Raw genomic sequence first — 12,941 nt, forward strand, 5'->3', positions numbered from 1 at the left:
CGGCTGCTCCGAGGAGCCCGGCGGGACCAGGATGGTGATGCTGCGGGACGATGATGCACCGGACCACGCACATCCGCACCCCCGCCCTGGCGAGCGCGCGAAGACGGACGGCGCCGGTGAGACCGTCACCATCGAGCAGAAGGTACTGGCCAAGAACGACCTCGTCGCGGACCGCAACCGGACCTGGATGACCGAACGCGGGGTCGCGGCCGTGAACGTGATGAGCTCACCGGGGGCGGGGAAGACGACCCTCCTCGAACGCACCATCACCGATCTCGGCCACCGCCGGCCGGTGGCCGTCATCGAGGGCGATCAGGAGACCCGGCTCGACGCCGACCGGATCAGGCGCACGGGCTGTGCCGTGGTGCAGGTGAACACCGGGGCCGGCTGCCATCTCGACGCGGAGATGATGCGGGACGCCCTCACGGCGCTGTCCCCGGCGGCGGGCTCGCTGCTCATGGTCGAGAACGTCGGGAATCTGGTGTGTCCCGCACTGTTCGATCTGGGTGAGCGCACCAAGGTCGTGATCATCTCGGTCACGGAGGGCACGGACAAGCCGCTGAAGTATCCGTACATGTTCGCCGCCGCCGACCTGATCCTCATCAACAAGGCCGATCTGCTGCCCTACGTCGACTTCGACGTCGAGCAGTGCACGCGGCACGCGCGCTCGGTCAACCCTGACGTGCGCGTGCTGACTGTCTCCGCGACCACCGGTGACGGCCTGGCCCAGTGGTACGACTGGCTCGCCGAACAGCAGTAGAAGCCGCGCCGCCGGGCCGCGGTCAGCCCCGGGGACGTGGGGGCCGGTCCGCGGAGCCGGACGGGCCTTCCTTGCGTACGAAGGCCCGGCGCAACTCGTGGTACGGGTGGTGCGGGTCCGCGAAGATACGCCGCATCCGGGCGAGTTCGGCCGCACGGTACGGTGCCAGGTCGACCCGGTCCCGCTCCGCCTTCTTGGCGTTGATACGGGACTGCGTCGCGGGCAGCGCGGCCAGGCGGGCCGCCAGGGCGCCGACCTCCGAGTCGAACGACATGGGGGCACACGCGATCACCCTGTCGACCAGCCCGAGTTCGTGGGCAGCCGCGGAGCTGACCGGCAACGCGTCCTGCATGAGCCGCTCGGCCGCTGCCGCTCCCACCCGTCGCGGCAGGGAGTACGTCCAGTACTCCGACCCGTACAGCCCCATCAGGCGGTAGTGCGGATTGAGTACCGCGCCCGCCCTGCACCACACCTCGTCGGCGGCGAGGGCCAGCATCACCCCGCCCGCCGCGGCGTTTCCGGCCACGGCGGAGACAACGAGCCGGTCCGTGGTGGTCAGCACCGCTTCCACCAGGTCGTCCATCGCGTTGATGTTGGCCCAGGACTCGGCGCCGGGATCGGCTGCCGCCTCGATCACGTTGAGGTGAATGCCGTTGGAGAAGAAGTCCCGGCCGCCTCCGACGACCAGCACCGAAGTCGGCCGGGAACAGGCGAACCGGTACGCGCGCAGCAGGCGCCGGCACTGCTCCGTACTCATCGCGCCACCGCGGAACGAGAACGACAGAAAACCGGTGCCCGCCTCCTCCCGGTAACCGATCTCGGCCCAGGTGTCCTCGTGCTTGCTCCGGTGCAGCGGAGCCGGCCGTGCCGGCACGGCGGACAACCGCCCGGCCAGCGCAACGGTGGCGGGGAGCTTGAAGGTGGCCGGACCGCCCGGCGCCCGCCGGGGCCGCAGCTCGGGGATCCACACCGCGCCGTCAGTGGTCGCCCGGCAGATGGCACCGTCCCGGGTGGCCACGATCTCCCCCGCGCGCCCGCTCAGCCGGGGCTCGGGATGGCCGCCGTGCAGGAACCACTCCTCGCCCAGGACTTCGTCGAGCACACCGGGCTGGGAGTCGGCCGCTCTCAGCTTGCGGACAACGGTCGATGAGGAGTCCGTCTGCCAGTCGATGCGCCGCAGGGACTGGCGGAACAACGGTCGGCAGCCCTCGTCGGCTCCGGTGTCCTGCGGCGCCGGCGTGTACGTTCCGGAAGCGAAGCGCCCGACGGCCACGAGTACCGCCGCCATGGCGGCGTCCGAGACCTCGTTGCGGTACAGGTCGCTCTTGCCCACCTGGGGCAACGCGCACGACACGGACGCCCATACATCGCCGGCGTCCATCTCCGCGTTCGCCTGCAGCACCGTGACGCCCCAGAGGTCCGCGCCCTCGTGGACGGCCCAGTCGAGTGAGGAGGGCCCGCGGTCGCCTACCGGCCCGGGATGGACGACGAGGCAGGTGTGGACCGACCACACGTCCTCCGGAATCGCGGTCCTGAGATAGGGCGCCACGACAAGCTCCGGCGACTCCCGGCCCACGGCTTCCCGGACGGAGTCGTCCCCGTCCACGAGGTGCACGGTCACCGAGTGTCCGTGGTCACCGAGTTCGGCCTGGACACGTTGGGTGAGGCTGTTGAAGGCGCTCGCGAGAAGCAGGATGCGCACGGCGATCACTCCCGATGACTGGGGTCCGTTCGACCGAGCGTGAACGTGGATCCGTACTCACCGGGGCCCAACGGGCCTGAACATGCCTAGATTCACTCGAAAGTGAGAACGCCTGCCGAGAGTCGGCCTCCCACGCACCCGCACCGCGAGCTCGCCCGCGTCTGCTTTGTGATCACGCCGGCGGGCGTGGCGGCGTCATGGCCCAGCGGATCACGGCGGTCAGTGCTCGTCCGGTGGGAGTCACGCAGGCTTCGGCTACGGGTGGTAGTTGGGGCAGTCGCAACGACGTCCGGGCTGATCGGGGGAGCGTGGCGACGGAGTTCGCGGCGAGTACCGCGTAGGGTGCGCGCGCGGCCCAGGGCAGGGGCGGGTGCAGCAGTATGAAGCGCGCTGCCTCGCGCGCCTCCTTTGTCGGGCGCAGTTCGCACCGATAGGCGGCGAGCTGGGCGTCGAGTTCTTTCGTGTCGCGGGGAGGATCGGCGATGCCGAGTGCCTCCGCGACCCGTGCCATGTCGCGGACGTATCCGTCGTAGCCGGCGGCGTCGAGGGGCTCGGCTCCGTATCGCTGGTGGGCGAGCAGGAAACTGTCGACCTCAGCCACGTGCACCCAGCCGAGAAGGTGCGGGTCGGCGGCTTCGTATGCCTCTCCGGAGAGGGTCGTTCCGTGTACGTGGCTGTGGACGGCTCTCACCCGGTCGACTGCCTGCTGCGCGTGCTCCGCTGTTCCGTACGTGGTGACGGCGAGGAAGGTACTCGTGCGCTGCAGTCGGCCCCACGGGTCGCCGAGGTAGCCGGAATGGGCGGCCACGGCAGCCATGGCCAGCGGGTGCAAGGACTGGAGGAGCAGCGCTCGCAGTCCGCCGATGAACATGGACGCATCACCGTGGACAGTCCGAATCGGCCGGTCGGGACCGAACCACCGCGGGCCGGGGGTTCCGTGGATACGAGCGCGGTTCTCGGGACCTTCGGGACCGGCGACCCGGGCGAAGACGGCGCTGCCGAGCCGCTCGCGCAGACGGGTTGCGCTACGGGCGGACGAGTCCATATGGCCAGTATGCGTCCACATTTCCAGGGATGGCGGCGTCCAGTTCCTCGGACTTGTCCATCGCACCGATCGCGACGACGTCGTTCGCCCCCCGTGGCGGCCCTGTGCATCCGCGGATGCCTCTTTGCGGGAAGTAGTGATGTGCGAGGTCGCACGGATGCCCGGCGGTGCAGATGTGGCCCGGCGTTACAGATGGAGGAGGTATACGCGGTGATCACGGTTCAACGGAGCCTCCTCGTCTCCCTTCCCATGGACGAACTGGGCACCTACCTGAAGGACTTCGGCCGCACAGAGCAAGGGGCTACGCCGATTCTCCGGCCTGAGTTCGAGCGCCTCGCAGACCAGGTCGTCGAACGCCTCCCGCGTGCGCTGGCCGAGCGTTGTCCGCGAGCACGCGATGAGTCGCCACCCGGACCAGGGACACCGCCATGACATCCGCATCCCGGTGGACGGTGGCGCCCGACGGCGGCCGTCCGGACGGCCGCAGCTGTGTCCATCTCGGAGCCATGTCGACACCGTCCGACCCGCTGTCCGAGAACTGCGAGGAGTGCTCCGCCCTGGGCTTCGGCTGGATGCGGCTGCGCTGGTGCACAACGTGCGGACACGTCGGGTGCTGCGACAGCTCACAGGGCCGTCACGCGTACAGCCATCATGTGGCGACAGGGCATCCCCTGGTCCTTTCCCTGGCCCCGGACGAGCACTGGGCCTGGTGTTATGTGGACGAGCTGTTCCTGATCAGTGCACCAACGACCAGAGGCAGCGCTGTGTGATCGATCAGCAACAACGCCAGCGGAAGGGCCAAGAATCCTTCGCGTACGAAAGAATTCGAGTCGATGGTCTCTATGAACGACGCTGCAGAAGTGGGCCGAGAGCGACGAACCGAGTCAGTGTGCGACTATCCGCGTCCACCCAGGGTGGAGGCTGACACACGCCGGGTCGCCGTGTGGTGCCGAGGTGAGACGCTCGCCGAATCGGTCCGCGCGCTGCGTGTTCTGGAGACGAGCCATCCACCGGTGTTCTACATTCCGCGCGAGGACGTCCGTATCGACCAACTGTCGCGGTCGGCAACCGAGTCCCTCTGCGAGTGGAAGGGAGCAGCCACCTACTGGAGCCTGACCGCCAACGGGGTCGTTCTGCCCGATGTCGCATGGAGCTACGAGGTTCCGGCACCCCGCTACGCCCTGCTCGCCGGACATTTGGCCTTCTATCCGAGACGTGTGGACTGCACCGTCGACGGGGAGCGCGTAAGCCCTCAGCCGGGAAACTTCTACGGTGGTTGGATCACGGCGGAGATTGTGGGTCCCTTCAAGGGCGGCCCCCGTTCATGATCTCGCTGGCCCAATCCCGGTCACCTGCACCTGCACCTGGGCGCAGGTCAGCAAGCGCTCAGCATCGGTCCCGGTAACGGGTCCCGCCCATGCCGACCACGTGCACGCGACAGAGGGGGCTGGTCCGCGCTTTCCAGCGCCGAGTGAATCCGGCAGGTCCGGCCGCTTCTGCGGAGTGGGGAAGCGCAGGCGACGGGTAGCGGGGCTGGGTAAGCGCGAGTTGAGTCCAAGCGGTACGGCTTTGCTGGCCGCGGGAGTGTCCCGTCGGGTGCGCCGCGGGCAACACCTTGGTACTCAAGCCCCGCGAGCTGACACCGCACACCGTGATCCTCCTGATGAAGGCGCTCACCGAGGCCGGACTGCCGCGCGGTGTCGCGAATCTGGTGCTCGGGGCCGGGGCCACCGCGGGCGCGCCCCTGAGCTCGGACGCGGGCGTGGACGTGGTCTCCTTCACCGGCGGCCTGGTCACCGGACGGCTCATCATGGCTGCTGCCGCACCCACCGTGAAGAAGATCGCGCTCGAACCTGGCGGCAAGAACCCCAATACCGATCGGTACCGTCGGGGCGCGGCCCCGGTGTTGTTCCGCGTTGCCTCGACGGTTCAGCCCCCGGAGTCCTCCAACTTCTTGGCAATGCGTTCGAGGGCGACGAGATCCTCAGGTGTGAGTCGGTCCACGAAGTGGCGCCGTACCGACGCAAGGTGGGCCGGGGCGGCGTGCTTGAGTGTGTCCAGGCCGTGCTCCGTGAGAACCAGGAAGCAGCCTCTGCCGTCGGCTGGGTCGGGTGTACGCCGTACGAGGCCGCGCGCTTCCATTCGGGTGGCGTGCCGGGAGAGACGGCTGCGTGACCAGCTCATCTTGGCGGCCTGCTCGTGCAGGGTGCTGGTGCGGTCGGGCCTCTCGGACAGCGTGCTCAGCACCTCGTAGTCGGGCTCGGAGAGTCCGATCGTGGTCAGATCACGCGCCGTGCCTGCCTGAACGGCGATCATCATGCGGCGGAAGGCTCGCCACGCTCGCTCCTCGCCCGGGTTCAGCCAGTGCACAGTCGCGGTCGACGGCTTCGTTGACATGTAACTAATTTACCAGCTACTTTCGTTTCCATGTCAACGAAAAAGATACGTGTCCTTGTACTGGTATGCAGCACCCGCCCCGGAGCCTTCGGCCCGGCGGTCGGGAAGTGGCTGGCCGAGACGATCACGCCTCGTGCCGTGGAACTGGGCGTCGAGCTCGTGCCGGTAGCCCTCGGCGACCTCGATCTGCCGTTCCTCGATGAAGAGGAACATCCGTCATCGGGTGTCTACAGGCACGAGCACACGCGACGGTGGAGCGCGATCGTGGACGCGGCGGACGGCTTCATCGTGGTGACGCCCGAGTACAACTACGGCATGCCTGCAGCCTTGAAGAACGCGCTCGACTATCTCGGCCGCGAGTGGGCCTGGAAGCCCATCGGCTTCGTCAGCTACGGCCACACCTCGGCGGGCACGCGGTCGGTCCAGCACTCCAAGCAGGTGGTGACCACGCTACGTCTGGTGCCGTTGGCCTCCACGGTCGCGATCCGCATCAGTGACGCGGTCGAGAATGGGCGGATCCGCCCGAATGCTGGTCTCGACGGGGCGGCCGTCGGCGTCCTGGACGAGTTGGTCCGGGTTGCCCACGCCCTACGGCCGATGCGCGAGCGGGCGCGGGCCGGGGCGCTGCCCGGCCCGTTGCCGGGGTCCTACGTGAGGCGATTGACCCCTGAGGATGCGCCCGAGGTCACCGTGCTGCAGCGGTGCTGCTGGGTGGACGAGGCCCTCGCCAACGACACCTTGACCGTCCCAGCCCTGCACGAGTCACCGGAGCAGGTACGTGAGTGGCTGGCGACCTGGAATACCACGGGTCTGTGGCGGGACGGCCGGCTCCTGGGCATGGTGCGGGCGCGCTGCATCGACGCCGACTGGCACGTGGGGCGACTCGGCGTCGTACCCGACCTGCGGGGTGAGGGCCTGGGTCGCTGGCTGCTGCGTGCCGCCGAAGCCGCTGTCGAGCCGAATTGCCGCCGCATCGTGCTGTTCACCGGCGCCGGCAGTTGGCAGAACATCGGCCTCTATCAGAGCGAGGGATACCAGTCCGCGTCACCCGTCGGCGCCGACGGGACCACCTGCCTCGCCAAGGACGTAACCCCGTAGCCAGCGCTGACGCAGTTGACCAGCTCGCCGATCTGGCCCTGGTGGAACGGAGCTTGCAGCGGCCGGCCGAGGTGGAGTCGACGCCGCTGCGGCGGTTGGCCCAGGTGCGGGACCGTCGTGCGCGGCGCGGGCTGCGGCGCCCGCTCGTGGTCCTGGTGCTGACCGCCTGCGCGAGGCTGGTGGCCGGCGGTGACTGTGTCGCGGCGGTCTGGCAGTGGGCGGCACGCTCCAAGATCTAGCTATTCGGCGTCGCCGCAGGTCAGGTGCATCATGGTCTCCCTCAGGTCAGCAAATGGTCAGCACGCGCCCTCGTCGTATCCCTGCTTACTGACCTACGACCCGTAGTGAGGCGCCGGTGCATGGTTCGTGACGCTGGATCGGATGGTGCGCTACATGGCCCGACAACTCGCCCGCGGCATCGGGTCCTTCTTCAAGGGCTGCGGCTGCGCGAAGCCCACCCGCTGCCCTCACCCGTACATGATCCGTTTCAGGGACGCGCTCGGCAGGCAGCGGGAGGAGTCCGGTTTCGGCACGCTGGGCAAGTACCACCACGGCTGGAGCGACCTCGACGTCCTCGTCGTGGCCGAGGCATCCTCCCTCGGCGAGATGCGCCAGATCCTCGCGGAGCTGGAGGCGGAACTCGGCGGGGTCAAGCTGGGCATGACCGTACTGACCCGGGCCGAGTGCCGGGCCGGTGTCGTCACCTCCCGGCTCCTCCACGTCCTCGCGCTCATCGGCAGCGGGGCCCTGATTCCCCCTGTGGGTCACCCCCGGGCTGACTCTGCCCGCTCCGGACGCTGCCACCGACGTTGCCGTGAGCCTGCGCGACGGCATCCAGGCCGCCATCGAGATCCGCCGCCAGCTCCTCAAGGGAACCCCCGACCTCCGCGCCCTCTACAAGGTCACCGCACTGCTCGCGAAGATCCAGCTCCGCTTCAGCGGGATCGAGTGCCCCTCCGACGGCGATGCCCTAACCGTCCTCCTCGACGTCACCCAGCAGGACACGAGCCTGGTCACCACCGCCCGTACCGACCGGCCCGACGCCGAAATGCTCGCCCGCCTCGTCCTCCAGGCTTGGCTGGACACCCTCCCCGGGGAGTCACAGTGAACGCCCGACGGCTTCCGACGACAGCAGGCGCCTTCCACAAGCCGGTGGCGACGCGCGAGCAGGCCGGGGCCGAGGCGAAAGGGTGGGCACAGCTGCATCGCCGACCCGCTGTGTTGGCTCGAGCCCTCTCCAGACTCGCCCGCTCCAGGGCCGCAACGCCCTCGTCACCGGCGGCGCCACAGGCATCGGCGCCGAGATCGGCCGGGCGCTCGCCACCGCCGGAGCGACCGTCGCGATCAACCACCTCGCCCAGGAACCCGACGCCTACGTCCTCCTCGCCGCATTCGAACGCGCGGGCAGCCCCGGGATCGCGGTCAACGCCGACCTGACCGATCCGGGCTCCGTCCAGACCATGGCCGACCTCGTCCGCGCCGAGATCGGGCCCGTCGACATCCTGGTCAACAACGCGGGCTCCTACCCCCGCGTCGCCTGGCAGGACACGGACGAGGTCACCTGGAACTACTCCCTCGGAGTGAACCTCACCGCCCACTACCGCACCTGCCACGCGTTCACGCCCGGCATGGTCGAGCGCCGCTGGGGGCGGATCGTGAACATCGGCAGCGTCAACGCCCGTGCCGGCCGGACGAACCTCGTCGCTTACAGCACCGCGAAGGCCGGGCTGCTGGGCCTGTCCCGCTCCCTCGCCCGGGAACTGGGCCCGTACGGGATCTGCGTCAACACGGTCTTGCCCGGAGCCATCCAGGTCGAGGCAGAGAACGCCCTCCCCGCCCGGCACCGTGCGCGGCCGGAGGACCAGATCAAGCGCCAGTGCGTCCCGCGCCGTGGCCGGCCCGAGGACGTCGCGGCCCTGGTGGCGTTCCTCGTCGGCCCCTCCGCCTCGTTCATCACGGGACAGTCCGTCCACGTCGACGGCGGCTGGCTGCTCCACTGAGACCTTCAACAAGCAAGGAGACGAACCGAAATGATCGAACGAGTCCGCGCCGTCCTCGTCACCGCCGACGACACGATGCTGGTCATCCGCCGCACCAAGCCCGGCATCCCCGAGTACTGGGTCCTGCCCGGTGGCGGTGTCGAGCCCAGCGACGAGTCCCGGGAGGCCGCCCTCCACCGGGAGATCCACGAGGAGATCGCGGGAAAGGCTGACATCATCCGACTCCTCCACACGTTGGAGACCGACGACGAGCGCCAGCTCTTCTACCTCGCCCGCATCGCGACCTGGTCCTTCGACGACCGCACCGGCCCCGAGTTCAGTGCCGAAGGCCGCGGCGAGTACGCGCTGGAGGAGGTCCCGCTGACCCTGGAGGGGCTCGACGGCATCGACCTCAAGCCCGAGGAGATCGCGCACGTGCTGAGGGGAGCCGTCGGCGCCGGAAGCCTCGGAGCCGAGGCGTCGCTCTGAGCAAGCGTGTACGTCGTCCTGCCGCCGGGACCGGCTCTGAGATGAGCCGGTCCCGGCAGCCTTCCGATGTCAGCGGGGGGAGCCCGGACGCGGCTCCTCGTCCTGCCCCGGCAGCAGCCGCAGGGCGAGGACCGATCCGTCGGCGTGGAAGGAGACGGGGCCGCCCCAGTCCTTGTCGAAGGTGAGGCGGGGGCGGACGTGGCGGCTCGCATGGACGAGGGCGCGATATTCCTCGATGTCGCCCCTGGCGAGAAGCCGGAAGACCTCCTCGTCCACGCCGGAGAACGCCTCGACACGAGGCCCGTTCAGGCGGAAGACGTGGTCGGTGCCGACGTACTCGTTGCCGCAGAGAGTGTGGGCGGCGTCCTGGATGCTCATGCTGGCCGCGTGCTCGAGGCCGGTGAACCGTTTGCGGCCCTGCCGATCGGTCAGGTGCCGGGCGTCGCGGAGAACGCGTTCGACCTGCTCAGGGACACGGAGTCGCTGCGGCTCGCGATTTCCATGAGGGCTCCGCAGGGCCAGTCGCGGATCGCGGTGGATGCCGACCGCGAAGGCAACTGCACGGGAACCTTCGATCTTGGTCCGATGCAACGCGGGGACATCATCAGGGTGGCCGGCGAGGCCACCTCGTACGTTCGCTACAGCGACGCCTCACTGGCTGCCATGCGCGCGGCGGGCGCGCGACGTGGTCCCGAGGCCGCAGCCCGGGCGAACGAGCGCACCGCGCAGGCACGCGGCAAGTACCTCAAGATGGTGTCGGCTTCGGCAGAGGTGCAGGATCAGTGCGATCTGGACAAGGCGCTGTCGTCCGTACCTCGCAGCGGCCAGGGTGTACGGCAGGGGACGGCCGTCGAGCGCGACGGCGAGCGGCTCGTCCCGCTGAGCGGACCTCAGGGCGACGGAGGGATGAGGATGTACGTGGCCGTGGACGGTATGCCCTACCTCCGGTTCATGGAGGGGCAGTCCGAAGGCGTTGAGATGACACTCGAATTCTCCCGATACGGCGAGAGGGTGCATGCTGTGGCTCCCCCGGCTTCCATGGTCGTGGTGATGCCGACGGGCAGCGGGGGACTCCTCGACACCTGACGCGAAGCTGTTCGCGTGGAGGCGAGGGCGTAATGAGAAGCAGGTTCGCGTTCCGTCAGACCGAGGAGGAACGCCGCCGTCGCGCCCGCCGATGCTGCCCGGCGGCCATGGAGGAACCCGCATCGGCGTCGAGCGCTGCCGGGCTCTCCCAGTTCATGCACGGCCGTGCGAATGACCAGGATTGCGATACTCGGGACGCCGATGTGGTGCTTGCTCCAGGTCGGCCTGAGGTTGGCGGTGTCGGACCGCGGACGCGTATGCGCAGTCGAGTCGCTTTGCTCCGGGGAACTTCAGCCGACGTGGACGCGAGGACGGCGGTCACGGTCCGGTTCCGCCTCGCGCAGGATTTCGCGGGTGACGGGGGCGACTTCGCCCTGTCCGAGGAGGAAGAAGCGGAGGAAGTTGGCGAAGGGGTTGCCCTCGGTCCACTCGAAGTACATGTGGGGGCGGGTGCCGGTGAGGTCGCGGGAGTGGAGGAGGAGGGCGGCCAGCGCGTTGGGGACGGAGGAGCTCTCCACCGTCAGGACGCGGTAGCGATCGTGCAGGACTTCGCCGCGTACGGTCAGCTCGGCCTCGAACTCGGAGGGGTCGGTGACCGTGACCTCGACGAAGACGAAGTCCTCGGTGGTGGGGAGGTCGTTGTCGGCGCGGATCTGCCCGATCTTGTCGCGGTACTCGGCGATGTCGCGGCTGTCGGGCTCGTTGGCGATGAACCGTGCTGTGCGCTGCGAGATGTCGTGGACGAAGCGTTCGGCCGTTTCGTCCAGCCCGACGTGCGTGACGCGCAGTTCGAAGGCGCGGCCGAGGCGGGAGAGGAGGGAGATGAGCATGATGCCGGCGATGAAGCAGGCGCCGATCTTCACGCCGTCGGGGCGCTCGATGACGTTGAGGACCGTGGTGTAGAGGAACACGGCCGAGATGACGGCGAAGCCGATGGACCAGCCGCGCTGGCCGGCCTTGCGGGCTGCGATCGTCACCGCGATGGCGGCGGAGGAGATCAGCACCAGGACGCCGGTGGCGTACGCGCCGCCCTGGGCGTCGACGTCGGCGTCGAAGATCCACGTCACCAAGAACGCCACCAGGGTGAAGACGATGACCATGGGCCGCACTGCGCGGGCCCAGTGCGGAGCCATGCCGTACTTGGGCAGGTAGCGGGGCATGAGGTTGAGCAGACCTGCCATGGCGGATGCGCCTGCGAACCAGAGGATGGCGATGGTCGACACGTCGTAGATCGTGCCGAAGGTGTTGCCGAGGTACTCGTGCGCGAGGTAGGCGAGTGCGCGGCCGTTGGCGTCGCCGCCGGACTCGAACTCCTCGTGCGGGATGAGGACGGTGGTGATGAAGCTGGTGGTGATCAGGAAGACGCTCATGATGAGCGCTGCCGTGGTCAGGAGCTTCTTCGTGCCCCGGATGCGGCCGGTGGGTTTCTCCTCGGTGTCGCCCGCGTCGCCTGCGACGTGCGGCATGACCGCCACGCCGGTCTCGAAGCCGGACAGGCCCAGGGCGAGCTTGGGGAAGACGAGCAGCGCCACGCCGATCATGGCGAAGACGTTGCCGTGTTCTGCGGTGAGAGCGGAGCTCCAGTCCGTGACGACATGGCCCTCGGTGGCCACGTGCCACAGCCCGGTGACCACGACGACGGCATTGAGCGCGAGATAGACGCCGACGAGGACGACGGCGACGCCGATCGCCTCCAGGAAGCCCTTGAGGAAGACCGCGCCGAGCAGCGCGATGAGGACCATGGTGATCAGGACCTGTTTGTCGTGCAGGGCGTCGGCGAGGTGTGGATTCTCCACCAGGTGAGTGGAGGCGTCGGCTGCCGACAGCGTGATGGTGATCAGGAAGTCGGTGGCCGCGAAGCCGAGCAGGGTGAGGACGAACAGCTTGCCCTTCCAGAAGGAGAGCAGCCGCGACAGCATCGCGATCGAGCCCTCGCCATGCGGGCTCTCCTCGGCCACCCGGCGGTAGACCGGGAGTGCGCCGGCCAGAGTGACGATTACCAGCACGATGGTGGCGACGGGAGACAGCAGTCCGGCCGCGAGCGCGGCGATGCCGGGCTGGTAGCCGAGGGTGGAGAAGTAGTCGACACCGGTCAGGCACATCACCCGCCACCAGCGCTGCCCCTTGTGCGCAGCCTCCGGGGCCGAGTCCATGGGCCGGGAGGGCCTGCCCTTCCCCATGTCGGAGAGGCCCTCCAGCATCCATGCGCGCAGGTTTCCGGTGCGCGCGTCCTTCGTGGATGTCATTGGAGGTGCTCCCGAGCTGCTGCTGGATGAGGGGGGTGCCGTCCATGGTGCGGACGGCCGGGCCAGCGTAATCAGCACGTCAGTGCCCGATGTGGGCGGGCGCGTCAGGAGAGCGTCAAGATGCACCGGTCGGGCTTAT

General features: G+C 68.8%; 14 protein-coding genes and 1 pseudogene. 10 read left to right on the forward strand and 5 right to left on the reverse strand.

Annotated features, from left to right (window positions below; translation table 11 throughout):
- Positions 1 to 37: 37 nt before the first annotated feature.
- Positions 38 to 760, forward strand: coding sequence for a hydrogenase nickel incorporation protein HypB (gene hypB, locus OG230_RS31780; protein WP_328907193.1), 723 nt, complete (start codon positions 38 to 40; stop codon positions 758 to 760).
- A 22-nt stretch (positions 761 to 782) separates the two neighbouring features.
- Here hypB and OG230_RS31785 read toward each other — a convergent pair whose 3' ends face one another.
- Both OG230_RS31785 and OG230_RS31790 read right to left on the reverse strand, forming a co-directional pair.
- Positions 783 to 2,462 carry a hydrogenase maturation protein gene (locus tag OG230_RS31785; protein ID WP_328907194.1) on the reverse strand — a complete coding sequence of 560 codons (1,680 nt, stop codon included), beginning with the start codon at positions 2,460 to 2,462 and terminating at the stop codon, positions 783 to 785.
- Between the two features lie 172 nt (positions 2,463 to 2,634).
- Positions 2,635 to 3,507, reverse strand: a complete 873-nt coding sequence (locus OG230_RS31790) for an oxygenase MpaB family protein (protein WP_328907195.1) — start codon at positions 3,505 to 3,507, stop codon at positions 2,635 to 2,637.
- Positions 3,508 to 3,935: 428 nt separating this feature from the next.
- On the opposite strand from OG230_RS31790, the gene OG230_RS31795 reads away from it, so the two are divergent.
- The 3 genes and pseudogenes from OG230_RS31795 to OG230_RS31805 all read left to right on the forward strand — a co-directional run.
- Positions 3,936 to 4,277, forward strand: a complete 342-nt coding sequence (locus OG230_RS31795) for a UBP-type zinc finger domain-containing protein (protein WP_328907196.1) — start codon at positions 3,936 to 3,938, stop codon at positions 4,275 to 4,277.
- 72 nt (positions 4,278 to 4,349) lie between these two features.
- Positions 4,350 to 4,835, forward strand: a complete 486-nt coding sequence (locus tag OG230_RS31800; protein ID WP_328907197.1) for a DUF427 domain-containing protein — start codon at positions 4,350 to 4,352, stop codon at positions 4,833 to 4,835.
- 275 nt (positions 4,836 to 5,110) lie between these two features.
- Positions 5,111 to 5,380: pseudogene (locus OG230_RS31805) on the forward strand (aldehyde dehydrogenase family protein); the annotation flags it as partial.
- A 56-nt stretch (positions 5,381 to 5,436) separates the two neighbouring features.
- Here the strand turns inward: OG230_RS31805 and OG230_RS31810 are convergent.
- Positions 5,437 to 5,904, reverse strand: a complete 468-nt coding sequence (locus tag OG230_RS31810) for a MarR family winged helix-turn-helix transcriptional regulator (RefSeq protein WP_328907198.1) — start codon at positions 5,902 to 5,904, stop codon at positions 5,437 to 5,439.
- Positions 5,905 to 5,934: 30 nt separating this feature from the next.
- On the opposite strand from OG230_RS31810, the gene OG230_RS31815 reads away from it, so the two are divergent.
- From OG230_RS31815 to OG230_RS31835, 5 genes are all read left to right on the forward strand, one after another.
- The gene (locus OG230_RS31815; protein WP_328907199.1) at positions 5,935 to 7,002 is read left to right on the forward strand and encodes a bifunctional NAD(P)H-dependent oxidoreductase/GNAT family N-acetyltransferase; all 1,068 of its coding nucleotides are present in this window, start codon (positions 5,935 to 5,937) and stop codon (positions 7,000 to 7,002) included.
- 53 nt (positions 7,003 to 7,055) lie between these two features.
- Positions 7,056 to 7,241 (forward strand): hypothetical protein, encoded by a 186-nt coding sequence (locus tag OG230_RS31820; RefSeq protein ID WP_328907200.1) that lies wholly within the window; start codon positions 7,056 to 7,058, stop codon positions 7,239 to 7,241.
- Positions 7,242 to 7,816: 575 nt separating this feature from the next.
- Positions 7,817 to 8,110, forward strand: coding sequence for a hypothetical protein (locus tag OG230_RS31825; RefSeq protein WP_328907201.1), 294 nt, complete (start codon positions 7,817 to 7,819; stop codon positions 8,108 to 8,110).
- Between the two features lie 82 nt (positions 8,111 to 8,192).
- Positions 8,193 to 9,002 (forward strand): SDR family NAD(P)-dependent oxidoreductase, encoded by an 810-nt coding sequence (locus OG230_RS31830; RefSeq protein WP_328907202.1) that lies wholly within the window; start codon positions 8,193 to 8,195, stop codon positions 9,000 to 9,002.
- A 30-nt stretch (positions 9,003 to 9,032) separates the two neighbouring features.
- The gene (locus tag OG230_RS31835; protein WP_328907203.1) at positions 9,033 to 9,470 is read left to right on the forward strand and encodes an NUDIX hydrolase; all 438 of its coding nucleotides are present in this window, start codon (positions 9,033 to 9,035) and stop codon (positions 9,468 to 9,470) included.
- A 69-nt stretch (positions 9,471 to 9,539) separates the two neighbouring features.
- On the opposite strand, the gene OG230_RS31840 is transcribed toward OG230_RS31835, so the two are convergent.
- Positions 9,540 to 9,848, reverse strand: a complete 309-nt coding sequence (locus OG230_RS31840) for a hypothetical protein (protein ID WP_328907204.1) — start codon at positions 9,846 to 9,848, stop codon at positions 9,540 to 9,542.
- A gap of 9 nt (positions 9,849 to 9,857) precedes the next feature.
- Here OG230_RS31840 and OG230_RS31845 point away from each other — a divergent pair, with 9 nt between their 5' ends.
- Entirely contained in the window at positions 9,858 to 10,556 is a 699-nt protein-coding gene (locus OG230_RS31845) for a hypothetical protein (protein ID WP_328907205.1), read from the forward strand.
- Positions 10,557 to 10,846: 290 nt separating this feature from the next.
- Here the strand turns inward: OG230_RS31845 and OG230_RS31850 are convergent, their stop codons facing one another.
- Positions 10,847 to 12,802, reverse strand: coding sequence for an amino acid transporter (locus tag OG230_RS31850; RefSeq protein WP_328907206.1), 1,956 nt, complete (start codon positions 12,800 to 12,802; stop codon positions 10,847 to 10,849).
- Between the last annotated feature and the right edge of the window lie 139 nt (positions 12,803 to 12,941).

This window comes from Streptomyces sp. NBC_00234 (assembly GCF_036195325.1).
In the GTDB taxonomy this organism is placed as follows: Bacteria; Actinomycetota; Actinomycetes; order Streptomycetales; family Streptomycetaceae; genus Streptomyces.